The sequence below is a fragment of the Pseudonocardia parietis genome, from assembly GCF_017876315.1.
In the GTDB taxonomy this organism is placed as follows: domain Bacteria; phylum Actinomycetota; class Actinomycetes; order Mycobacteriales; family Pseudonocardiaceae; genus Pseudonocardia; species Pseudonocardia parietis.
The window spans coordinates 4,233,007-4,253,683 of record NZ_JAGINU010000001.1; the positions used below are offsets into that span (position 1 = coordinate 4,233,007).

At 71.4% G+C, this 20,677-nt stretch carries 18 protein-coding genes; 7 read left to right on the forward strand and 11 right to left on the reverse strand.

The window, feature by feature from the left end; genetic code table 11:
- Window positions 1–66 precede the first annotated feature (66 nt).
- Complete coding sequence (locus JOF36_RS19990) at window positions 67–261, forward strand: hypothetical protein (RefSeq protein ID WP_210029234.1); 195 nt, start codon at window positions 67–69, stop codon at window positions 259–261.
- 88 nt (window positions 262–349) lie between these two features.
- Here JOF36_RS19990 and lpdA read toward each other — a convergent pair whose 3' ends face one another.
- Together lpdA and JOF36_RS20000 are read right to left on the reverse strand one after the other, a co-directional pair.
- A complete protein-coding gene (lpdA, locus tag JOF36_RS19995; protein WP_210029236.1) occupies window positions 350–1,753 on the reverse strand; it encodes a dihydrolipoyl dehydrogenase in 1,404 nt (467 codons plus the stop codon).
- A gap of 9 nt (window positions 1,754–1,762) precedes the next feature.
- Window positions 1,763–2,281, reverse strand: a complete 519-nt coding sequence (locus tag JOF36_RS20000) for a MarR family winged helix-turn-helix transcriptional regulator (protein WP_210029252.1) — start codon at window positions 2,279–2,281, stop codon at window positions 1,763–1,765.
- A 96-nt stretch (window positions 2,282–2,377) separates the two neighbouring features.
- Here JOF36_RS20000 and JOF36_RS20005 point away from each other — a divergent pair, with 96 nt between their 5' ends.
- Entirely contained in the window at window positions 2,378–2,926 is a 549-nt protein-coding gene (locus tag JOF36_RS20005; RefSeq protein WP_210029253.1) for a YceI family protein, read from the forward strand.
- A 97-nt stretch (window positions 2,927–3,023) separates the two neighbouring features.
- Window positions 3,024–3,917, forward strand: a complete 894-nt coding sequence (locus tag JOF36_RS20010; RefSeq protein WP_210029255.1) for a helix-turn-helix domain-containing protein — start codon at window positions 3,024–3,026, stop codon at window positions 3,915–3,917.
- Between the two features lie 68 nt (window positions 3,918–3,985).
- Here the strand turns inward: JOF36_RS20010 and JOF36_RS20015 are convergent, their stop codons facing one another.
- From JOF36_RS20015 to JOF36_RS20025, 3 genes are all read right to left on the reverse strand, one after another.
- Window positions 3,986–4,387, reverse strand: coding sequence for a VOC family protein (locus tag JOF36_RS20015; RefSeq protein ID WP_210029263.1), 402 nt, complete (start codon window positions 4,385–4,387; stop codon window positions 3,986–3,988).
- Window positions 4,388–4,452: 65 nt separating this feature from the next.
- A complete protein-coding gene (locus JOF36_RS20020) occupies window positions 4,453–5,319 on the reverse strand; it encodes a class I SAM-dependent methyltransferase (RefSeq protein WP_210029265.1) in 867 nt (288 codons plus the stop codon).
- Between the two features lie 222 nt (window positions 5,320–5,541).
- Window positions 5,542–7,239 carry a helix-turn-helix transcriptional regulator gene (locus tag JOF36_RS20025; protein ID WP_245350913.1) on the reverse strand — a complete coding sequence of 566 codons (1,698 nt, stop codon included), beginning with the start codon at window positions 7,237–7,239 and terminating at the stop codon, window positions 5,542–5,544.
- 152 nt (window positions 7,240–7,391) lie between these two features.
- Between JOF36_RS20025 and JOF36_RS20030 the strand changes: the two genes are divergently transcribed.
- On the forward strand, window positions 7,392–9,056 hold the full coding sequence (locus JOF36_RS20030; protein WP_210029275.1) for an SLC13 family permease: 1,665 nt from the start codon (window positions 7,392–7,394) through the stop codon (window positions 9,054–9,056).
- Window positions 9,057–9,254: 198 nt separating this feature from the next.
- Window positions 9,255–9,746, forward strand: coding sequence for a DUF1059 domain-containing protein (locus JOF36_RS20035; protein ID WP_210029286.1), 492 nt, complete (start codon window positions 9,255–9,257; stop codon window positions 9,744–9,746).
- Window positions 9,747–9,822: 76 nt separating this feature from the next.
- Here JOF36_RS20035 and arc read toward each other — a convergent pair whose 3' ends face one another.
- Both arc and JOF36_RS20045 read right to left on the reverse strand, forming a co-directional pair.
- Entirely contained in the window at window positions 9,823–11,640 is a 1,818-nt protein-coding gene (arc, locus tag JOF36_RS20040; protein WP_210029296.1) for a proteasome ATPase, read from the reverse strand.
- Window positions 11,641–11,845: 205 nt separating this feature from the next.
- The gene (locus tag JOF36_RS20045) at window positions 11,846–12,628 is read right to left on the reverse strand and encodes a tRNA (adenine-N1)-methyltransferase (protein ID WP_210035966.1); all 783 of its coding nucleotides are present in this window, start codon (window positions 12,626–12,628) and stop codon (window positions 11,846–11,848) included.
- 209 nt (window positions 12,629–12,837) lie between these two features.
- Here JOF36_RS20045 and JOF36_RS20050 point away from each other — a divergent pair, with 209 nt between their 5' ends.
- Both JOF36_RS20050 and JOF36_RS20055 read left to right on the forward strand, forming a co-directional pair.
- On the forward strand, window positions 12,838–13,734 hold the full coding sequence (locus tag JOF36_RS20050) for a RecB family exonuclease (protein WP_210029298.1): 897 nt from the start codon (window positions 12,838–12,840) through the stop codon (window positions 13,732–13,734).
- Entirely contained in the window at window positions 13,731–14,579 is an 849-nt protein-coding gene (locus JOF36_RS20055) for a thioesterase family protein (protein ID WP_210029300.1), read from the forward strand. Before JOF36_RS20050 ends, JOF36_RS20055 begins: the two co-directional genes overlap by 4 nt.
- A 147-nt stretch (window positions 14,580–14,726) precedes the next feature.
- On the opposite strand, the gene hisG is transcribed toward JOF36_RS20055, so the two are convergent.
- The 4 genes from hisG to metH form a co-directional block, all read right to left on the reverse strand.
- Complete coding sequence (gene hisG, locus JOF36_RS20060) at window positions 14,727–15,620, reverse strand: ATP phosphoribosyltransferase (RefSeq protein WP_210029308.1); 894 nt, start codon at window positions 15,618–15,620, stop codon at window positions 14,727–14,729.
- Window positions 15,621–15,678: 58 nt separating this feature from the next.
- The gene (locus tag JOF36_RS20065) at window positions 15,679–15,942 is read right to left on the reverse strand and encodes a phosphoribosyl-ATP diphosphatase (protein WP_210035968.1); all 264 of its coding nucleotides are present in this window, start codon (window positions 15,940–15,942) and stop codon (window positions 15,679–15,681) included.
- 274 nt (window positions 15,943–16,216) lie between these two features.
- On the reverse strand, window positions 16,217–16,906 hold the full coding sequence (locus tag JOF36_RS20070; RefSeq protein ID WP_210029310.1) for an HAD family hydrolase: 690 nt from the start codon (window positions 16,904–16,906) through the stop codon (window positions 16,217–16,219).
- Window positions 16,899–20,570 (reverse strand): methionine synthase, encoded by a 3,672-nt coding sequence (gene metH, locus JOF36_RS20075; protein ID WP_307862758.1) that lies wholly within the window; start codon window positions 20,568–20,570, stop codon window positions 16,899–16,901. Before metH ends, JOF36_RS20070 begins: the two co-directional genes overlap by 8 nt.
- Between the last annotated feature and the right edge of the window lie 107 nt (window positions 20,571–20,677).

The window sequence follows — 20,677 nt, forward strand, 5'->3', positions numbered from 1 at the left end:
GGAAGGGCCCAGCGTGGGGCCTGCCCGCGTACGACACCACCACGCGATACGTCTCAGGAGCTCATCATGGTCAGCATCTCGGTCTCGGCCCGTTCCCTCGCCGCCGCCCGGCTGATCGATCCGGAGGTCAACACCGCCGCCGTCCAGGCCGCGGTGGAGGCCGCCCTCGCGGCGGAGCGGCACGAGAAGCGTGACGCCGACCGCCCGACCGGCCGGCGTGAGCACACCGCCCGCCGCGAGCCGGACTCGCGCTCGGCCTGACGCCGGCGCCAGGTACCTCGCCCGCAGCATCCGCGCCCCTCGGGGAGCTTCGGGCCGAAGCTCCCCGGGGCGGCGGCAGCAGGCGCCCTCAGAGGTTGATCATGTGGCCGGCCAGGCCGTGGATCGCCTCCTGCAGGCCCTCCGACAGGGTCGGGTGGGCGTGCACGTTGCGGGCCATCTCGTGGACGGTCAGGTCCCACTTCTGGGCCAGGGTCAGCTCCGGCAGCAGCTCGGTGGCCTCCGCGCCGATGATGTGCCCGCCCAGCAGCTCGCCGTGGGTGTCGTCGGAGATCAGCTTGACGAAGCCGTTCGGCTCGGCCATGCCCTGCGCCTTGCCGTTCGCCGTGTACGGGAACTGGGAGACCTTGATCTTCCAGCCCTTCTCGTCGGCGAGCTGCTCGGCCTCGGCCTGGGTGTAGCCGAACGACGCGACCTGCGGCACGCAGAACGTCGCCCGCGGCATCATCTTGTAGTCGAGCTCCTGGGTCTCGGCGTCGGCGAGGGTCTCGGCGGCGACGACGCCCTGCGCCTCGGCCACGTGGGCGAGCATCAGCTTCGCGGTGACGTCACCGATCGCGTAGACGTGGTCGACGTTGGTGCGCATGCGGTCGTCGATCGCGATGGCGCCCCGCTCGGTCAGCTCGACGCCCAGCTTGTCCAGGCCGAGGCCGTCGACCCGCGGGGCGAAGCCGATCGCCTGGATGACCTTGTCGGCGCGCAGCTCCTCGGAGCCCTTGCCCGAGGACACGGTCACGGTGACGCCCTTGCCGTCATCGGTGATCGACTCGACCTTGGTCGAGGTCCGCACGGTGATGCCGAGCTTCTTGTAGCGCTTGAGCAGCTCCTTGGACACGTCGGTGTCCTCGAGCGGCAGCAGGCGGTCCAGGAACTCGACGATCGTGACGTCGACGCCGTAGTTGGCCAGCACGTAGGCGAACTCGACACCGATCGCGCCGGCGCCGGCGATGACGACGCTCTGCGGCAGCTCGCGGGTGAGGATCTGCTCCTCGTAGGTCACCACGCGCTCGGAGAGCTCGGTGCCCGGCAGCAGCTTGACCGTGGAGCCGGACGCGATGATCACGTCGTCGTAGGTGACGGTCTCCGAGCCGCCCTTCGACAGCTCGACCTCGATCTCGCCCGGCTTGGTGAACCGGCCGAACCCGTCGAGCTCGGTGATCTTGTTCTTCTTCATGAGGAAGTGGACGCCCTTGACCCGGCCGTCCGCGACCGTGCGGCTGCGGTCGAACGCGACACCGAAGTCGAGCGACACCTCACCGGAGAGACCGAAGGTCTTCTGCTCCTTGGTGACGATGTGCGCGATCTCCGCGTTGCGCAGCAGCGCCTTCGAGGGGATGCAGCCCACGTTGAGGCAGACACCGCCCCAGTACTTCTCCTCGATCACCGCCACACTGCGGCCGAGCTGGGCGGCGCGAATGGCCGCCACGTATCCACCGGGTCCGGCACCGAGCACGACGACGTCGAAATGAGGCATGCGCTCAGCCTAAGATGCGCGCGCCGCATCCGGCCCGTCCGGGCCCGAGTCTCCGGTCACCGGCCATCCCGGCGTGTCCGACAGGTGCGCCACGATCGCCTCCAGCGCGTCGCGCAGTGCCGCCTGCTGTTCGCGGGTGATGCCGTCGAACACCGCTTCCCGCACGCTCTCGACGTGGTCCGGCGCGGCGGCCTCGAGCACCTGCATGCCCTGCTCGGTCAGCTCGGCCAGCTGGCCGCGACGGTCGGTGGGGCAGGAACGCCGCACGATCCAGCCGGCCTCCTCCATCCGGGCCACCGCGTGCGACAGCCTGCTGCGCGAGGACTGGGCGGAGTCGGCGAGCACGTTCATCCGCAGCGTGCGCCCCGGCGCCTCGGAGAGCCGCACGAGGATCTCGTAGTACGCCTGCGGCATCCCCGCCCCGGCCTGCAGCCGGCGCTCCACCTTCTCCGCCACCAGCCGCTGGGCCACCAGGTAGGCCCGCCAGGTCCGCTGCTCGTCGTCGTCGAGCCAGCGCGTGTGATCCACGACACCCTCCGGAATGGTTGAGCGCTCATCTTGTTCTTCCTAGTATCGCTCTCAGCCGCTGAGAGTTCAACTACTTACCGACCACGGAGGCACTCCATGACCAGCATCCCGAACTTCGCCGCCGGAACCTGGGACATCGACTCGGTCCACAGCGACGTGTCGTTCGTCGTCCGTCACATGATGGTCAGCAAGGTCCGCGGCCGCTTCGAGAAGGTCTCCGGCGAGATCGTCACCGGTGACTCGATCGAGAACTCGACCGTGAACGCCACGATCGACGTGACCACGATCAGCACCGGCAACGAGCAGCGTGACGACCACATCCGCTCGGCCGACTTCTTCGAGACCGAGAAGTTCCCGGAGTGGAGCTTCACCTCCACCGGTGTCCTGGCCAAGGGCGACGACCACGTGCTGGCCGGCGACCTCACCATCAAGGGTGTCACCAAGCCGGTCGAGTTCGACCTCGAGGTCAACGGCATCGGCCCGGACGCCTACGGCGGCACCCGCGCCGGCTTCAGCGCCACCACCACGATCAAGCGCTCCGAGTTCGGCGTCGACATCGCCACGCCGATGGAGAGCGGCGGCGTCGTCGTCGGCGAGAAGGTGGGCATCGAGCTGGAGATCCAGGCCGTGCTGCGCACCGCCTGATCGTCCCCTCTCACGACCGGAAACCCCGGCCCGCACCCGCGGTCCGGGGTTCCGTCGTGTTCCGGGGGTTCTCGAACACGGCCTAGGCTCGACGACCGTGGTGGGTTATCGGGAGATCGCGCCGGCCAGGCCGGTCGCGGACCTGCTGGAGTGCGCCTGGCAGTCCCGCACCGACGCTCCGCACGTGCAGCGGGTGCTGCCCGACGGCTGCATGGACCTGCTGGTGCTGGGTGCCGATGCTCCGGGTACCCGGTTGGTCGTCGCGGGCCCGGACACGGCGGCGCACCTGTCGTCCGACGCCGCCGGCGCGGTGACGACCGGGCTGCGCTTCCGGCCCGGGGCGCTCCCCGCCCTGCTGGGGGTGCCCGCCGAGGAGCTGCGGGACACCCGGACCGACCTGGACGCCGTCCTCACCGGCGCCGTCGCCCGGACGGTTCGGGCGCTCACCACGGCGCGCTCGCTCTCCGGGCCGGGCGGGGCCGGCGGGTCGAGCGGGGCCGGCGGGTCGGATGAGGGGCACATAGGAGCTCCTCGCAGCCCCCTGGACGACGCTGCTGTACCCCTCGCGCCCCGCGACCCGGCGCTCGCCGTCCTGCTGGAGGTGGCGGCCGCGCTGCGGGCGGGTGCCGACGAGGGCACCGGGCGTCCGTTGCCGGCGCCGCTCCCGCCGGCGGCGCTGCGGGCGCTGGCGCGCGGGATGGCGGCCGGGGAGCTCGCCGACCGCCTCGGCGTGACGTCCCGCACGGTGCACCGGCGCTGCGTGTCCACGCTGGGCTACGGCCCGGCCCTCGCCCGCCGCGTGCTGCGCTTCCGCCGGGCGAGCGCGCTGCTGTTCGACGGTGTCCCGCCCGCGCAGGTCGCCGCCCGCACCGGGTACGCCGACCAGCCGCACCTGTCCCGCGAGATCCGGGCCCTCGCAGGTGTGTCCCCCACCGCGCTGACGGCCGGCCACGACCTCGCAGACCGCTCGTCGACCGCGCAGCCTGGGTGAGGCCTGCGACCTCGCAGGGTGCGCCGCGAGGTCGTGGTGATCAGGTTCGAGCGGTCAGGTCCGAGTGCTCAGGTCCAGGCGAACAGGTCCAGGGGCGTGCCGTCGGGGTCGCGGACGGTCGCGTAGCGCTGGCCCCACGGCGCGTCGAACGGCTCCAGCACCGACCCGTGCCCGGCCTCGGTGATCCGCTTCCAGGCGTCGTCGACGGCGGCCTCGGACGGCAGCCGGAACGCCAGCGTCATCCGCCCCTCCCCGGTCGGCGCCGCGTCCGGGAGGAAGCCCTCCACCATCGACTGCAGGTCCAGCGCCAGCCGCAGCCCGCCGCGCAGGGTCGTCTCGACGTGCGGAGAGCTCTCCGCGTCCTCCCCGAAGCTCAGGCCCAGCAGCCGGTAGAAGGCCACCGCCCGGGCCATGTCCGTCACCATGATGCCGATCATGTCCGGCTCGGCACCGATCGATTCCTCACTCATGACGGCAGGTTAGGGCCGCGCGGTGCCGCCGGTCGTGAACGGACCGGACATCTCCCAGGTCGAGATCACCTGCCGCCGTCCTTCCGGCCCCACCCGATGTTGACCGGCGCCGTGAGCAAGGCGAGATCGTCGTCGCCGGCACGCTCGCGGATCAGGTCGTCGAGCGCCGTGAGCACCTGCACCTGATCCCCCTCGGCGACGTCCCCGAGGATCATGTCGACGATCGGGTTGCTGCCGCGCATCCAGTCCCAGGCGTCCTGTCCGGAGGCGAACTCGACCCTCTCCTGCTGGCTGGTGTCGACCACGACGTCCAGCAACCCGGCGGCCTCGAGCCGTTCGCGCAGCACGCCGGGGTCGGAGACCTGGAACTCCAGCGGAGGAGGGTCCGGCAACCCCTCGAACTCGGGTACGACGGACTGCAGGGCCGCGATGAAGAAGCCCAGCGCCTCGAACCCTTCCGGGGCGCCGTACGCCACGATCAGGACGCGACCGCCCGGCCGGGTGACGCGCACCATCTCGCGCAGGGCCAGGGCCTGGTCCGGTACGAGCATCACGCCGAACTGGGACCCGGTCACGTCGTACTGATCGTCGTCGAGCACGAGGGTGTGGGCGTCCATCACCCGCGCCGTGGCGTCGGAGAGGCCCTCGGTCCGGATTCGCGCCTCGAACCGGGCCACCATCTGCGGTGCCCAGTCGGTCGCCAGCACCGTGGCACCCGACCGTGCGGCTGCCAGTCCCAGACCGCCGGGACCTGCGGCAACGTCGAGGAAGGTCTCACCGGGGGTCAGCCCGACCCGGCGCAGCGCCTCCGCCGAGAGCTCTTGTTCGCCGGGCGCGACGAAGTCGGCGTAGGCGGCAGCGATCGCGTCCCAGGCCTCCACCGGCGCGTGGTCCGCGTGCTCGGGCTGCGATGTCTCGAGCCGGCCGGTCATGACGGTGCCACCACGCCGACCGGGGTGCCGGGCGCTGCATCCGACGCGTCCGACACCGACTCTCGTGCGCGTTCTCCGGCACCCTGCGTGTTGCTCATCGTCGCCTCCCGGTCGCCGTGGATCGGTCCGGACGCGACGCTAGGGAGCCCCACCGTCGTGCCGCGTCGGGCGAAACACCCATCCCGGGACGTGGGTGATTCTGCGCAGCCATCCCGCCACGGTCTAGACCAGCCCGTGCTCGTAGGCGTACGCGGTGGCCGCTGACCGGGACGAGACGTCCAGCTTGGTGAAGATGTTGCTCAGGTGCCGGGCCACCGTCTTCTCGCTGAGGAACAGCTCCGCGGCTATCCCCCGGTTGGCCATACCCGTCGCCACCAGCCGGAGCACCTGCAGCTCCCGTCCGGTGAGCGTGCCCGCCGTCCGGGTGGCCGGGTTGCGCGCCAGTGTCTCCACCCGCACCACATCGGGCACCGCTCCGAGCCGCTGGAACATCGCCCGCGCCGCGTCCAGTTCCATGGCTGCGCCGTCCTGGTCGCCGAGCTTGCGGCAGGCCAGTCCCAGCAGCACCCTGACGCGTGCGGCCTCGTACGGCGCGTCGAGCCCGTGCCAGGTCGTCCACCCCCGGCGCAGAGCCTGCAGGGCAGCTCGCCCGTCGCCCTCGTCGAGCAGGACCGCGCCGACCGCGTGCGCGGCCGCCGCGCGCAGCATCGGTGCGTCGAGGTCGGCGGCGATCCGCGACAGCTGGTCGGCGCCGAGCCGAGCCGCTGCGAGGTCCCCGGCGACCAGCATGATCTCGACATACGCGGGAAGGAGGGTGGCCCGGCCGGCCCGGTCGCGGGCTTCGTCCACGACCCGGCGGATCGCGGCCCGAGCGGCACCGACGTCGCCCTGGGCCAGCCGCAGCAACGCCAGTCCGGGCTGCGGCTCCCGACCCACCCGGTTGGCCTCGCGGTAGAGGCGTTCGGCCGCTGCGTTCTCGCCGCGCAACCGGTACAGCTCGGCCAGTTGGTAGAACGCCGCGCCCACCGCCGGATGCCCCGGCCCGCGGAGGAAACGATCACAGGCCCGCCGGGCCTCGTCCGTCGCGTCCGACCAGGCCCCGTGCAACGCCATGAGCTCGGCCCTGTGCACCAGACACTGACCGCGAAAGCGGTCCAGATCCGGCCGGGACGCACACCAGCGCGCCAGCGCCGCGGTCCACTCCTGCGCCCGGCGCAGGTCGAAGACCTCCTGGCACCCCTCGATCACGGTGCAGTACGTGTCCCCGGCCACGATCGCGGACACCTCGCCGGCTGTCACCGCGACCATGGCCTCGTCCAGCAACGCCACACCCTCCACGGGCTCTCCCAGCCGGATCAGCGCCCGGCCCTGGCCCACCCGGGCCATCGTCACCAGATCCGCCTCGCCGAAGCGCTCGCCGATGTCGGCCGCCCGGCCGAACGCCGCACAGGCGGTCGGGTATTCGCCCTCGAAAGTGGCGCGCAGTGCCGGCGGGTACAGCAGGTACCCCCGCTCCACGCAGTCGTGCCGGCCGTCGTCGAGCAGCCGGCGGCCCCGAGCCACCCAGCCACCGCCGCGGGCCGGCTCACCGGAGTTCACCAGGTGGAAGGCCAACCAGAACGCACACCGCGCCGCCCGAACCGGGTCGTCCCGCCGCACCCACTCGTGGTGCGCCCGGGTCAGCAGTTCCGCGCCGGCCTCATCCCTACCGATCAGATACGCCGCCGTCGCGAGCGGTTCGAGGTCCGCCGGCTCCAACGGAGACGACCGGTCCGCCGCGGTGAAGACCTCGTAGGCCTCCGCCCACGCCCCCCGCCGGTACGCGCCACGAGCCCGGTCACGCACATCCGGCTCGCCGGCGCGGTCCTCCTCGACCATGTGCACCTCCAGCCCCGTGCGCCGGTACCGCCGACCCGTCAAGGATCCCTCCCGACGGTCGACGCCGCCCTCGACTTCCGGCCGGGCGCGCTCCCCGACCAGGACGACGACCGGGGCAACCGCCCATACCCGGCGCGGTCCCACCCGGTCGGTTAGCGTCCCCGGCGCACGCGAACGGACGAGGAGGTCCGCGTATGTCGACGACCGGGTCCCAGCGGGATCGGACCGAGGACGAACGGGAGTCGAGCGGCGATCCCCCGGTCGGCACCGGTGGGGCGACGGCCGCGGACGGCCGTCCACCCGGGCGGACCTGGGCGCTGCGGGGCCTCGGACTCCTGCTCGGCGGGCTGACCTGGTTGCTGCTCGGAGCCGCCGAGACGCTCGAGCCGGACGCCCGCACGGTCGCCGCCGTCGGCGTGCTCATGGCGACGTGGTGGGTCACCGAGGCGATCCCGCTGTCGGCGACGGCGCTGATCCCGATCATCGCGTTCCCGGCGTTCGGCGTCCTGCCCGTCGCCGAGGCCACCGCGGCCTACGGCGACGACATCGTCTTCCTGTTCCTGGGCGGGTTCCTCATCGCGATCGCGATGCAGAAGTGGAACCTGCACCGGCGGATCGCGCTGCTCACGTTGCGGGCGGTCGGCACGTCACCGACCCGGATCGTGCTCGGGATGATGATCGCGACGTCGTTCCTGTCGATGTGGGTGTCGAACACCGCGACGACGCTGATGATGCTGCCGATCGCGCTGTCGGTGCTGGCGCTGGTGGCCGAGCGGGCCGGCAGCGCGGGCGACGAGGTCCGGCGCGGCGCCCCGCTCACCGAGACGCTGCGCGACCCGGCGGTGCGGACGTTCGGGGTCGGGCTGGTGCTGTCGGTGGCCTGGTCGGCGTCGATCGGCGGGCTCGGCACCCTGCTCGGCAGCCCGCCGAACGCCATCGTCGCCGCCTACATCTCCGGCGAGCTGAACCGCGAGATCAGCTTCCTGGGCTGGATGCAGCTCGGCGTCCCGATCGTCGTGGTGTTCATCGGGCTGGCCTGGTTGCTCATCACCCGGGTGCTGTTCCGCAGCGGCCTGACCGAGATCCCCGGCGGCCGGGAGATGATCCAGCAGCAGCTGCACGAGATGGGGCCGACCAGCCCCGCCGAGAAGCGCGTGCTCGCGGTGTTCGCCGGGGCCGCTTTCCTCTGGATCGTGCCCGGCATCCTGTCCGAGTTCGGCGCCGTCGAGGCCGTCCTGCCGTGGATCGGCGACCTCGACGACACCGCGATCGCGATCGCTGCCGGGCTCGTGCTGTTCCTGCTCCCGGCGGCCACCACGCCACCCGACGAGCCGACGTCGGACGAGTCCGGCGGATCACGGACCTACCGGATGCTCCTGGTCTGGGACGACGCCCAGAAGGGCCTGCCCTGGGGCGTACTGCTGCTGTTCGGGGGCGGCCTGGCCCTGGCGGGCGCCGTGTCGGCCAGCGGCCTGGACGAGTTCATCGGGGCGAGCGTCGCCGGCCTCGGCGTGCTGCCGATCCTGCTGCTGGTCGCGGCCGTGGTCACGATCGTGCTGCTCCTGACCGAGCTGACCAGCAACACCGCCACCGCGGCGACGTTCATCCCGGTGCTGGGCGGTGTCGCGCTGGGCATCGGCGCCGACGCGACGACCCTGCTCATCCCGGCCGCGCTGGCCGCGACCTGCGCGTTCATGCTGCCCGTCGGCACCCCGCCGAACGCCATCGTGTTCGGCTCCGGGGTGGTGACGATCGGCCAGATGGCCCGCGGCGGGCTGGTGCTCAACGTCGTCGGCGTCGTGCTGATCACGTTGTTCGCCTGGTTGCTCGGGGGCTGGGCGCTCGGCCTGCAGTTCTGAGCGATGGCGCGGCCGATGGCGAGGCACGGGCGCGATCCCTCATCGTGACGAGGTGCCGACCGGCCCGCGCCGCTACCGTGGGTCGCTCTTCGACCGATACGCCGCGCCGCGATGGCGTTCACACCGATGCGCGCCTCTCGGGGCGGCGCCTGCCGGAGCATCGCCGGAGTACACCCGCGTGCCGCATCGGAGGCCGTCATGTCCAGGAAGATCGTCGACTGCCGCGACGTACCGAGCGAGGTCGGCTGCACGCTGACCCTCACCGGTGACGAGGCCGAGGTGGTGACGGCCGCCTGTATGCACGCCGTCGCCACCCACGGCCACACCGACGGTCCCGAGCTGCGCGACGCGGTCCGCGCGAGCCTGCGGGATGCGCCGCTCGAGGCGGGCGAGGGATCGTTCCTGCAGCTCATCGAGTTCGGCACGGACCGGATCGAGGAGTTCGACGACGTGGTCGGGACCTGGATGCGTGAGATCGGTACCGACCGGACCGCGCAGTGGTACGTGCTGGCCGCGGATCGGGAACGCCCGGGCGTCTACGTCGAGGTCGTCGGCTTCCCGAGCCACGAGGAGGCCATGCGCAACTCGGAGCACCCCGCGACCGCGCGGATCGCCAAGCGGATGCGGGAGATGGCGACGGGCGAGCCGGCGTTCCGCAATCTCGACGTGGTCAGCTCCCGCACGCCGTGAGCGGCGGCCGGACGGGCGAATGAGACCGGCCCCGCCGCGGTGGTCGCGGCGGGGCCGGTGTCGGGCCGTGCGGTGTCTACAGGTACTGGCCGGTGTTCGACGCGGTGTCGATCGCGCGGCCGGTGGCCTCGTTCTTCCCGGTGACCAGCGTGCGGATGTAGACGATCCGCTCGCCCTTCTTGCCCGAGATCCGGGCCCAGTCGTCCGGGTTGGTGGTGTTGGGCAGGTCCTCGTTCTCGGCGAACTCGTCGACGATCGCGTCCAGCAGGTGCTGGACCCGCAGGCCCGGCTGGCCGGACTCGAGCACCGACTTGATCGCGGACTTCTTCGCCCGGTCCACGATGTTCTGGATCATCGCGCCGGAGTTGAAGTCCTTGAAGTAGAGGGTCTCCTTGTCACCGTTGGCGTAGGTGACCTCCAGGAACCGGTTCTCCTCCGACTCGTCGTACATCCGCTCGGTGATCCGCTGGATCATCCCGTCCACGCAGGCCTTGCGGCTGCCGCCGAACTCGGCGACGTCGTCGGCGTGGATGGGCAGCGTCTCGGTGATGTACTTGGAGAAGATGTCCATCGCGCCCTCGGCGTCCGGACGCTCGATCTTGATCTTCACGTCGAGCCTGCCGGGCCGCAGGATCGCCGGGTCGATCATGTCCTCACGGTTCGAGGCGCCGATGACGATGACGTTCTCCAGTCCCTCGACGCCGTCGATCTCGGCGAGGAGCTGGGGCACGATCGTCGTCTCGACGTCGGAGGAGACACCGGAACCACGGGTCCGGAAGATCGAGTCCATCTCGTCGAAGAACACGATCACGGGGGTTCCGGCCGAGGCCTTCTCCCTGGCCCGCTGGAAGATCAGCCGGATGTGCCGCTCGGTCTCGCCGACGAACTTGTTGAGCAGCTCCGGGCCCTTGATGTTGAGGAAGAACGCGCGCCCCTCGTCCGGGTCGTCGCCCCGCTGGCCGGCGATCTTCTTCGCCAGCGAGTTCGCGACGGCCTTCGCGATGAGCGTCTTGCCGCAACCGGGCGGCCCGTACAGCAGGACGCCCTTCGGCGGGCGCAGCTCGTACTGGGTGAACAGCTCGGTGTGCAGGAACGGCAGCTCCACCGCGTCCTGGATCTGCTCGATCTGCCGGGACAGGCCACCGATGTCGGAGTAGGAGATGTCCGGCACCTCCTCCAGGACGAGGTCCTCGACCTCGGCCTTGGCGACCCGCTCGTAGGCGTAGCCCGCCCGCGAGTCGACCATGAGGGAGTCACCGGCCTTGAGCGCGCTGACGCCCTCCTCCTGGCCGAGGTCGAACAGCGGTGCGGCAAGCCAGACGACCCGCTCCTCGTCGGAGTGGCCGATCACGAGGCCACGGCCTGCCGCACCGTCCTCGCTGGGCCGGGAGACGATCTCCCGGAGCGAGTACAGGTCGCCGACCTGCTCGAAGCCCATGGCCTCGACCACGGTCAGCGCCTCGTTCAACCGGACGGACTGTCCGCTGCGCAGCTCGGTGCCGTCCACCGCGGGCGACACCGGGACACGCATCCGGCGACCCGAGGTGAACACGTCCACCGTCTCGTCGTCGTAGCGGCCCAGGAAGACGCCGTACCCCGACGGCGGCTGGGCCAGCCGGTCGACCTCCTCGCGGAGCGCGACCAGTTGCCCCCGTGCCTCCTTGAGGGTCTCGGTGAGCTTCTCGTTGCGGGCGTTGAGGGCGGAGAGCCGGCTCGTGGTCTCGGCCAGACGCTGCTCCAGCACCCGGGCATGCCGGGGTGTCTCGGTCAGCCGCTGACGCAGCGTCGCGATCTCGTTCTCGAGGTGACGGATGTGCTCGGCGGCCTCAGCTGGGCTGAGGTCGCGACCAGACTCGAAATCCCGCCTGCCGGGACCATCGTCGTAGGGATTCACGGCAGCCTCCCTCCGTGTTCCGTCTCACCACGGTACCCCGGGCGGGGGAACCGCGGCGGTGCGTCGAACCGGTGATCCGGGCCTCAACCGGTCGGCACCGTGTGGCCACTCTGCGGCTTCTCGGCCGTAACCGCCACGTTCGCATGGGGAGGATCGTGTGAAGTTCTTGTTCGCACCCGGGCGCGTCGCGGCCGGAACGTGGCATTCAGCGGCTGGTCGGGCGGCGTTGCGGGCGGGGCGGGCTGACCCCGTCGGCCAGCCGGCGACTCGTCACCAGGAACGCCGTGTGCGCGATCATCCGGTGCTCCGGGCGGACGGCCAGGCCCACCACGTGCCAGGGGCGGACCATCGCCTCCCAGGCCTCCGGCTCGGTCCAGCACTGCATCTCGCGCAGCTTCTCGGTGAGCACCGACAGCTGCGTCGTGGTGGCGACGTACCCGACCAGGATCCCGCCGGGCACGAGGCTCTCCCGCACCGTGTCGAGCACCTCCCACGGCGAGAGCATGTCGAGCACGACGCGGTCGACCTCGCCGTGGTGCTCGCGGATGTCGCCGACGGTCAGGTCCCAGTGCGGCGGGCGCTCGCCGAAGAACTTCTCGACGTTGCTCACCGCGTGCGGGGCGTGGTCGTCGCGGACCTCGTAGGAGATCACCCGGCCGGTCGGCCCGACGGCCTGCAGCAGCGAGCAGGTCAGCGCACCGGACCCGGCACCGGCCTCCAGCACCCGGGCGCCGGGGAACACGTCGCCCCACATCAGGATCTGCGCGGCGTCCTTCGGGTAGATCACCTGCGCGCCACGCGGCATGGAGAGCACGTAGTCGGCCAGCCGCGGACGCAGCGCCAGGTATCCGGTGTTGGCCGCGGAGTGGACGAGGCTGCCCTCGGGGGCGCCGATGATGTCGTCGTGCTCGATCTGGCCGCGATGGGTGTGGTAGGCACCACCCTTGTCGAGGACGATCGTGTAGTGCCTGCCCTTCGGGTCGGTCAGCTGGACCCGGTCCCCCGCCCGGAACGGCCCGCCACGGCGCGGCGGTACCCACTCCGCGGTGGGTTCGTCGGCGGGTGGGGCGTCGGGAGCGGCGTGGCCGGGCAGGTCGTGCACGGTCGACGACGCTAACGACGCCCGCGACACCCGCCGCACGCGGGGCGCCCGGCCGCCCGCCGGGAACCGTCGGTCCTCTCGCCTAGCCTGCCGATGTGACCGCACCGGACGCCGCGCCCGCCACCGCCGGGGAGCTCCCCCGGCCGCCCGCGCTCTCGCCGTCGCGGGCGGCGGACTTCCGGCGCTGCCCGCTGCTCTACCGGTTCCGGGCCGTGGACCGGCTCCCGGAGCCGCCGTCGACGGCACAGATCCGCGGCACGCTCGTGCACACCGTGCTGGAGCGGCTGTTCGCCCACGAGCCGGCCGGGCGGACACCGGAGGCGGCACGGGAGCTGCTCGGCCCGTGCTGGGACGAGCTCGCCGACACCCGGCCGGAGGTCGCGGCGCTGTTCGAGGGCCCGGCGGACCCGGCGCTGGCGGTCTGGCTGGACTCGGCGTCCGCGCTGCTGGACACCTACTTCACGCTGGAGGACCCGGCCGCGGTGCGGTCGACGGCGGTGGAGGCCCGGATCGAGACGGAGCTGGTCATGGGCGGGGGGCTGGTCACGGGCGGGGATCCGGTCCCGCTGCGCGGCATCCTGGACCGGCTCGACGAGGGCCCGGACGGCACGCTGCGGGTGATCGACTACAAGACCGGTGCGACGCCCGGCGAGGGCTTCGAGGGCTCGGCGCTGTTCCAGCTCAAGTTCTACGCCCTGGCCGTGCTGCTGGCCCGCGGCCGCGTCCCGGACGAGCTGCGGCTGCTCTACCTCGCCGACGCCACCGCGCTCACCTACCGGCCCGACGAGGCCGAGCTGTGGCGCTTCGCCCGGCTGCTCGACGCCGTGTGGACCGCGATCCGCCGGGCCGCGCCGACCGGGGACTTCCGGCCCAACAAGGGCTCGGCGTGCCGTACGTGCGACCACCGGGCGCGGTGCCCGGCCTGGGACGGGACGCCGCCGCCCTACCCCGGCTGGCCCGGGGACGGCCGGGCCGGCAACGACCCGGCATGATCGCGGGCGTGACACCCGTGATCCCTCCCGGCCCCTTCTACCTGCCCCACGGCGAGCACACCGATCCCGGCGGCGAGAGCGTCGGCGAGTTCGAGGCGACGCCGTCGACCACCGGGCCCTGGTACGCCGACGCCCAGCACATGGGACCGCCGTCCGCGCTGCTCGCCCGGGCGCTCGAGCGGCTGCCCGCGTCCCGCCCGGACGGGGCACCGATGCGGGTCGCGCGGGTCACCGTCGAGGTGCTCGGGATGGTGCCTGCCGGCCCGGTGACGGTGACGGCGCAGGTCGAACGGCCCGGGCGGACCATCGAGCTGCTCTCGGCGACGATGCGGGCCGGTGGACGCGACGTCCTGCGTGCCCGGGCCTGGCGGCTCGCCGCCGGGGACACCGCGGCCGCCGCCCGGGAGACGGTCGCGCCGCTCCCCGGCCCGGAGGAGGGCACGCCCCGGACCGCTCTGCCCGACGGCTGGCTCCCCGGTTTCCTCGACGCCGTCGAGTGGTGCTGGCTGGACAAGGCCGCGCTGGACGAGCCGGGGCCCGCGCGCGCCTGGATCCGGATGCGGGTCCCGCTGGTCGACGGCGAGGACCCGACCCCGCTGCAGCGGCTGATGGTCGCCGCGGACTGCGCGAACGGCGTCGCCGCGCCGCTGGACGTGCGGGACTGGCTGTTCGTCAACACCGAGCTGTCGGTGCATCTGCACCGCGAGCCCGCGGGTGAGTGGTTCGGTGTCGACGGGGCCACCGTGGTCGGCCCGGAGGGCCTGGGTACCTGCTCCGCGACGCTGTTCGACACGACCGGGCACACCGGCCGGATCGCCCAGGCGCTGACGGTCCGCGCCCGCTAGGCCGGCCTCACACCCCTTCGCCGCGCCACACACCCGCTGCAACAGGTGTGCAGTGCCGCGAAGGGGTGTGAAGTCCCCATCGACGACGACGGCGGCCCGCCACGGAGCGAGTCCGTGGCGGGCCGCCGTCCGTGGGGAACGGACGTCTCAGGCCTCGTTGTGGCCGTTCACCGTCATCGCGCGGCAGGACCGGATCTCCGAGGTCAGGATCGCGGTGGCACCGATCTTGGCGAGCCGGTCCATCACCTTGTTGGTCTCCTTGGCCGGCACCATCGTGCGGACCGCGACCCAGCCGGCCTTGCGCAGTGGAGACACCGTCGGCGCCTGCAGCCCGGGTGCGACCTTCTCCACGTCGGGCAGCAGCGACTCGGGACAGTCGAAGTCCATCATCAGGTACTCGCGGGCGAGCACGACGCCCTGGACCCGGTCGGCGAACACCTTCTTGACCGTGGTGATCTCGCCCTGTTCCACCCGGTCCGGGCGCTTCTCGCGCTCGATCAGCGTCGCCTGCGAGGTCGCGATCGCCTCGCCGATGGTCTGCAGCCCGTGCTGGCGCAGCGTGCGGCCGGAGGAGACGACGTCGGCGATGGCATCGGCCAGGCCGAGCTGGATGGAGATCTCGACGGCGCCGTCCAGCTTCACGATCTCGGCGCCGATCCGCTTGCCGGACAGGTAGGACCGGACCAGCCGCGGGTACGACGTGGCGATCTTGCGACCGTCGAGGTCCTCCAGCTTCCAGTCCTCGTCGGTGGGCGCGGCGAAATGGAAGCGGGACCGGCCGAAGCCCAGGGGCAGGAGCTGCTGGGTCTGGCTGCCGGACTCCTCCATGAGGTCGAAGCCGGTGACGCCGAGGTGCAGATCACCCTTGCCGACGTAGGTCGCGATGTCCTTGGGCCGCAGGTAGAAGAACTCGATCTCGTTCTCCTCGTCGACCACGCTGAGGTCGCGCGAGTCGGTCCGCTGGCGGTACCCGGCCTCCCGCATCATCGTGGCGGCGGGCTCGGCCAGGGTGCCCTTGTTCGGCAGTGCCACGCGGAGCATTGACGCTCTCCTGAAATCTGTCTCGGCTGCGGTGTCCGGTCGGTCCTGGCGGATCGGCCTACAGGTGCTTGTACACGTCCTCGAGGGTGAGCCCGCGTTGGATCATGATCACTTGGAGCCGGTACAGCAACTGTGAGATCTCCTCAGCCAGCTCACCGTCGCCCTGGTACTCGGCGGCGAGCCACACCTCGCCCGCCTCCTCCAGCACCTTCTTGCCCTGGGCGTGCACCCCGGCGTCCAGCGCGGCGACGGTTCCCGAGCCCGCCGGCCGCTCCGTGGCCTTGACCTGCAGCTCGGCGAACAACCCGTCGAATGTCTTCACGTGCATCGACCCCTTTCGCCACCAGTGTGAACGGTGGCCGGGGCCGCACCAGCGGGTACCCGGGGGTACGGAGCCGTGCGGGCCACGAACCGCGCCGGATGGTTCACCCGGTGTGACCGCCCGGAACCCGGGTGGCCGCTCGTCGCGGTCGGCGGACCGCTCGCACACGCCGGGCCGGGCCTGCGGCCATAGGGCATGCGACCACAGGGCATGTAACCACGAAGGGACCCGTCGCGGGAGCTGCTCCCGCGACGGGTCCCTGCGTGCACCGGACTCAGCTCCGGGACCGCACCGTGGCCAGCACCTCGGCCAGCCCTGACGGCGTCATCCCGGTGAGGGTCTCCCGCAGTACGCGGCGATCCCCCGGTGGCACCTCCAGCTCGCAGGGCACCACCAGCACCGCGCAACCGGCCCGCTCCGCGGACAGCGCCCCGGTCGGCGAGTCCTCGATCGCGACGCAGTCCGCCGGGTCCGCCCCGAGCAGCTCGGCCCCGCGCCGGTAGGGGTCCGGCGCCGGCTTGGGCTCCGCCACCTCGTCGCCCGGGACGACGGCGGCGAAGTGTTCCCGGCCGAGCATCTCCAGCGCGGGATCCACCAGCACCCGGATGGTGTTGGTGACCAGCGCGGCCGGGACACCCTCGTCCCGCAGCGCACCGAGCAGCTCCCGGGCACCGGGCCGCCACGGCACGCCGTGCCCGAACAGCTCACCGGCCCGGCCGTAGAACCACTCCCCGGCCTCGCGGTACTCGTCCGCGGGGACGGCGTGCGGGTCCCGCCCGGCCTCCCGGAAGCAGATCCGCAGCGAGGAGTCGAGCGAGCCGCCGACCGTCTCGCGGCGGGCCTGGGTGGACAGCGCGTCCGCGCCCAGGTGCTTCATGAGGTCGTCGAGCGCGACCTCCCACACCTTTTCCGAGTCGATGAGCGTGCCGTCCATGTCGAGCAGCACGCCCCGTACCTCAGGCATCGGGTGTGTAGCCGAGGTTGGGTCGCAGCCACCGCTCCACCTCGGTGATCTCGATGCCGAGCCGCTGCGCGTAGTCGGTGACCTGGTCCTTCCCGATCCGCCCCACGGTGAAGTACCGCGAGTCGCGGTTGGCGAACATCATGCCGCTCACCGCCGCCGCGGGCGTCATCGCGAAGGACTCGGTCAGCCGCACCCCCAGCTCCTCGGCGCCCAGCAGATCGAACAGCGGGCGCTTGAGGGTGTGGTCCGGGCAAGCCGGGTAGCCGAACGCGGGCCGGATGCCGCGGAACTTCTCGGCGAGCAGCTCCTCGAGCGGCTGGTCGGCGTCGGGCTCGAACCACTCCCGGCGGGCCTTGCCGTGCGCGTACTCGGCGAACGCCTCGGCGAACCGGTCCGCGAGCGCCTTGACCATGATCGCCCGGTAGTCGTCGAGCTGGTCCTCGTACTCCTTGGCCATCTCCTCGGCGCCGTGGATGGACACCGCGAACGCACCCAGGTGGTCGCCTGCGGGCGCGACGTAGTCCACCAAGCTGCGGTTGGCCCGCCCCTCGGGCTTCTTCGTCTGCTGGCGCAGCATCGGCAGCCGGACGTCCCCGGCAGCGTCGTCCCCGCCCGCCTTCACGATGATGTCCTCGCCGTCGGCGTGCGCCGGCCAGAACCCGTACACGCCCTTCGCCGTGAACCGGTCGTTCTCGATGATCTCGTCGAGCATCGCGTTGGCGTCGTCGTAGAGCTCCTTGGCGACGGGCGAGTTGAGGATCTGCGGGAACTTGCCCTTCAACTCCCAGGCCAGGAACAGGAACTGCCAGTCGATCAGATCGCGCAGCTCGGCCATCGTCGGCGTGCACTGCCGGACCCCGGTGAACTCCGGTGCCGGCAGGTCGTCGAACCCGACCCGCTCGAAGTTCGCCCGGGCCTCCTCGATCGGCAGCAGCGGCTTGGACTCCCGGGCGGCGTGCTGTTCGCGCAGCCGCTCCTGGTCCTCGTCGTTGCGCTTGCGCAGTGCCGCCGCGCGGTCGTCGTCGAGCAGGTCCGCGACCACGCCGACGACCCGTGAGGCGTCGAGGACGTGCAGCACGTTGCCGTCGTAGGACGGCGCGACCTTGACCGCGGTGTGCTGGCGGGAGGTCGTCGCGCCGCCGATCATCAACGGCAGCTTCAGCCCGCGCCGCTCCATCTCGGCGGCGACGGAGACCATCTCGTCCAGCGACGGGGTGATCAGCCCGGACAGACCGACGACGTCGGCGTTCTCGGCGACGGCGGTGTCCAGGATCGTCTGGGCCTGCACCATCACGCCCAGGTCGATGACCTCGTAGCTGTTGCAGCCGAGCACGACGCCGACGATGTTCTTGCCGATGTCGTGCACGTCGCCCTTGACCGTGGCCATGACGACCTTGCCGTTGCCCCGCTCGGACTGGATCTCGCCGCGGGCCTTCGCCTCCTCCTTCTCCTTCTCCATGAAGGGCTCGAGGTAGGCGACCGCCCGCTTCATCACGCGGGCGGACTTCACGACCTGCGGCAGGAACATCTTCCCGTCGCCGAACAGGTCGCCGACGATCTTCATGCCGTCCATCAGCGGACCCTCGATCACGTCGAGGGCACGGGTGGCCTGCGCGCGGGCCTCCTCGGTGTCGTCCTCGATGTAGTCGACGACCCCGTGCACCAGGGCGTGCGAGATGCGCTCCTTGACCTCGTTCTCCCGCCAGGACAGGTCCAGCTTGCGCTGGGTGCCCTCACCCTTGAACCGGTCCGCGTTCTCGACCAGGCGGTCGGTGGCGTCCTCCCGCCGGTTGAACAGGACGTCCTCGACCATCTCGAGCAGCTCGGGCTCGATGTCCTGGTAGACCGCGAGCTGGCCGGCGTTGACGATGCCCATGTCGAGGCCGGCCTTGATGGCGTGGAACAGGAACGCCGAGTCCATCGCCTCACGGACGACGTCGTTGCCGCGGAACGAGAACGACAGGTTCGAGATGCCACCGGACAGGTGCACGCCGGGGCAGCGTTCCTTGATCCGGGGAGCCGCCTCGATGAAGTTCTTGGCGTACTCGTTGTGCTCCTCGATGCCGGTCCCGATCGCGAGGACGTTCGGGTCGAAGATGATGTCCTCGGGCGGGAAGTCCGCCTTCTCGACCAGCAGGTCGTAGGCGCGCCCACAGATCTCGACCTTGCGGTCGGCGGTGTCGGCCTGCCCGGTCTCGTCGAACGCCATCACGACGACGCCCGCACCGTAGGACCGGACCGTCCGCGCCTGCTCGAGGAACTGCTCCTCGCCCTCCTTGAGGCTGATGGAGTTGACGATCCCCTTGCCCTGCACGCAGCGCAGACCGGCCTCGATCACCCGCCACCGCGAGCTGTCGATCATGATCGGCAGCCGGGCGACCTCCGGCTCGGTGGCCAGCAGGTTCAGGAACGTCGTCATCTCCTCGTGGGACTCGAGGAGGTCGGCGTCCATGTTGACGTCGAGCATGTTCGCGCCGCCGCGGACCATGTCCAGGGCGACGTCGAGGGCCTTGGTGTAGTTCTTGGACTCGATGAGCCTGCGGAACCGCTTCGACCCGGTGACGTTGGTCCGCTCACCGATCATGACGAAGCCGGTGTCCGGCGTGATGTCGAAGCGCTCCAGGCCGGAGAAGCGAGTCCGGCCGGACTTCGCGGCCGGGTTGCGCGGGGGCATGCCCTTGACCTGCTCCGCGATGCGCCGGATGTGCTCCGGGCCGGTTCCGCAACAGCCACCGACCAGGTTCACGAGCCCGGCCTCGGCGAACTCGCGCAGGTACTCCGCGGTCCGCTCGGGCGTCTCGTCGTAGCCGCCGAACGCGTTCGGCAGGCCGGCGTTCGGATAGGTCGCGACGAAGGTGTCGCTGATCTCCGAGAGCGCGACCGCGTGCGGGCGCATCTCGTCCGCTCCCAGCGCGCAGTTCAGGCCGACGACCAGCGGGTTCGCGTGCCGGATCGAGGTCCAGAACGCGTCCACGGTCTGCCCGGACAGGGTCCGGCCCGAGCGGTCGACGATCGTCACCGAGATCCACACCGGCAGGTGCGGCGCGACGTCGTGCGCGGCGTGCAGCGCGGCCTTCGAGTTCAGCGTGTCGAAGATCGTCTCGATCAGCAGGACATCGACACCGCCCTCGTCGAGCGCCGCGATCTGCTCGGCGTAGGACTCGTAGACCTGCTGGTAGGTCACTGCGCGGTACGCCGGGTCCTCGACCTTCGGCGACAGCGACAGCGTCACGTTCAGCGGGCCGATCGAGCCGGCCACCCATTTCGGCTCACCGGTGGTCCGCTCGGCCTCGTCGGCCGCCTCGCGGGCCAGCTTCGCGGCGGCGACGTTCATCGCGGCCGCCTTCGACTCGAGGCCGTAGTCGGCCTGGCCGATCGTGGTGGCGGTGAAGGTGTTCGTCGTCGTCAGATCCGCGCCCGCGTCGAAGTAGTCGCGGTGGGCCTGCAGGATCAGGTCCGGACGAGTGAGGTTGAGAAGGTCGGGGTCCCCGTTCGTATCCTTCGGGTGTCCCTCCAGCCAGTCCGCTTGATAGTCGCCGGCGGACAGACCGAGACCTTGGATGACCGTCCCCCAGGCGCCGTCGATGACACCGATCCGGGTCCCGAGGAGGTCCTTCAGCTGCTGGGTTCTGCGCTCCGCGCTCCGGACCCTTTCTGGGTCCACATGGTGGGTCTGGATGCCGCCGTCCGAAGAGGTGCTCACAGAGTGATCCGCTCCCGTCGTAGATGACACGATCAGCCAGGTTACCTCCCCCCGGGGTGTGAGCCGGG

Bases quoted from the DNA above. Each gene is read 5' to 3' on its own strand.
- JOF36_RS19990 (WP_210029234.1), top strand. From the start codon at position 67: ATGGTCAGCATCTCGGTCTCGGCCCGTTCCCTCGCCGCCGCCCGGCTG.
- lpdA (WP_210029236.1), bottom strand. From the start codon at position 1,753: ATGCCTCATTTCGACGTCGTCGTGCTCGGTGCCGGACCCGGTGGATAC.
- JOF36_RS20005 (WP_210029253.1), top strand. From the start codon at position 2,378: ATGACCAGCATCCCGAACTTCGCCGCCGGAACCTGGGACATCGACTCG.
- JOF36_RS20015 (WP_210029263.1), bottom strand. From the start codon at position 4,387: ATGAGTGAGGAATCGATCGGTGCCGAGCCGGACATGATCGGCATCATG.
- JOF36_RS20020 (WP_210029265.1), bottom strand. From the start codon at position 5,319: ATGACCGGCCGGCTCGAGACATCGCAGCCCGAGCACGCGGACCACGCG.
- JOF36_RS20030 (WP_210029275.1), top strand. From the start codon at position 7,392: ATGTCGACGACCGGGTCCCAGCGGGATCGGACCGAGGACGAACGGGAG.
- JOF36_RS20035 (WP_210029286.1), top strand. From the start codon at position 9,255: ATGTCCAGGAAGATCGTCGACTGCCGCGACGTACCGAGCGAGGTCGGC.
- JOF36_RS20055 (WP_210029300.1), top strand. From the start codon at position 13,731: ATGATCGCGGGCGTGACACCCGTGATCCCTCCCGGCCCCTTCTACCTG.
- hisG (WP_210029308.1), bottom strand. From the start codon at position 15,620: ATGCTCCGCGTGGCACTGCCGAACAAGGGCACCCTGGCCGAGCCCGCC.
- JOF36_RS20070 (WP_210029310.1), bottom strand. From the start codon at position 16,906: ATGCCTGAGGTACGGGGCGTGCTGCTCGACATGGACGGCACGCTCATC.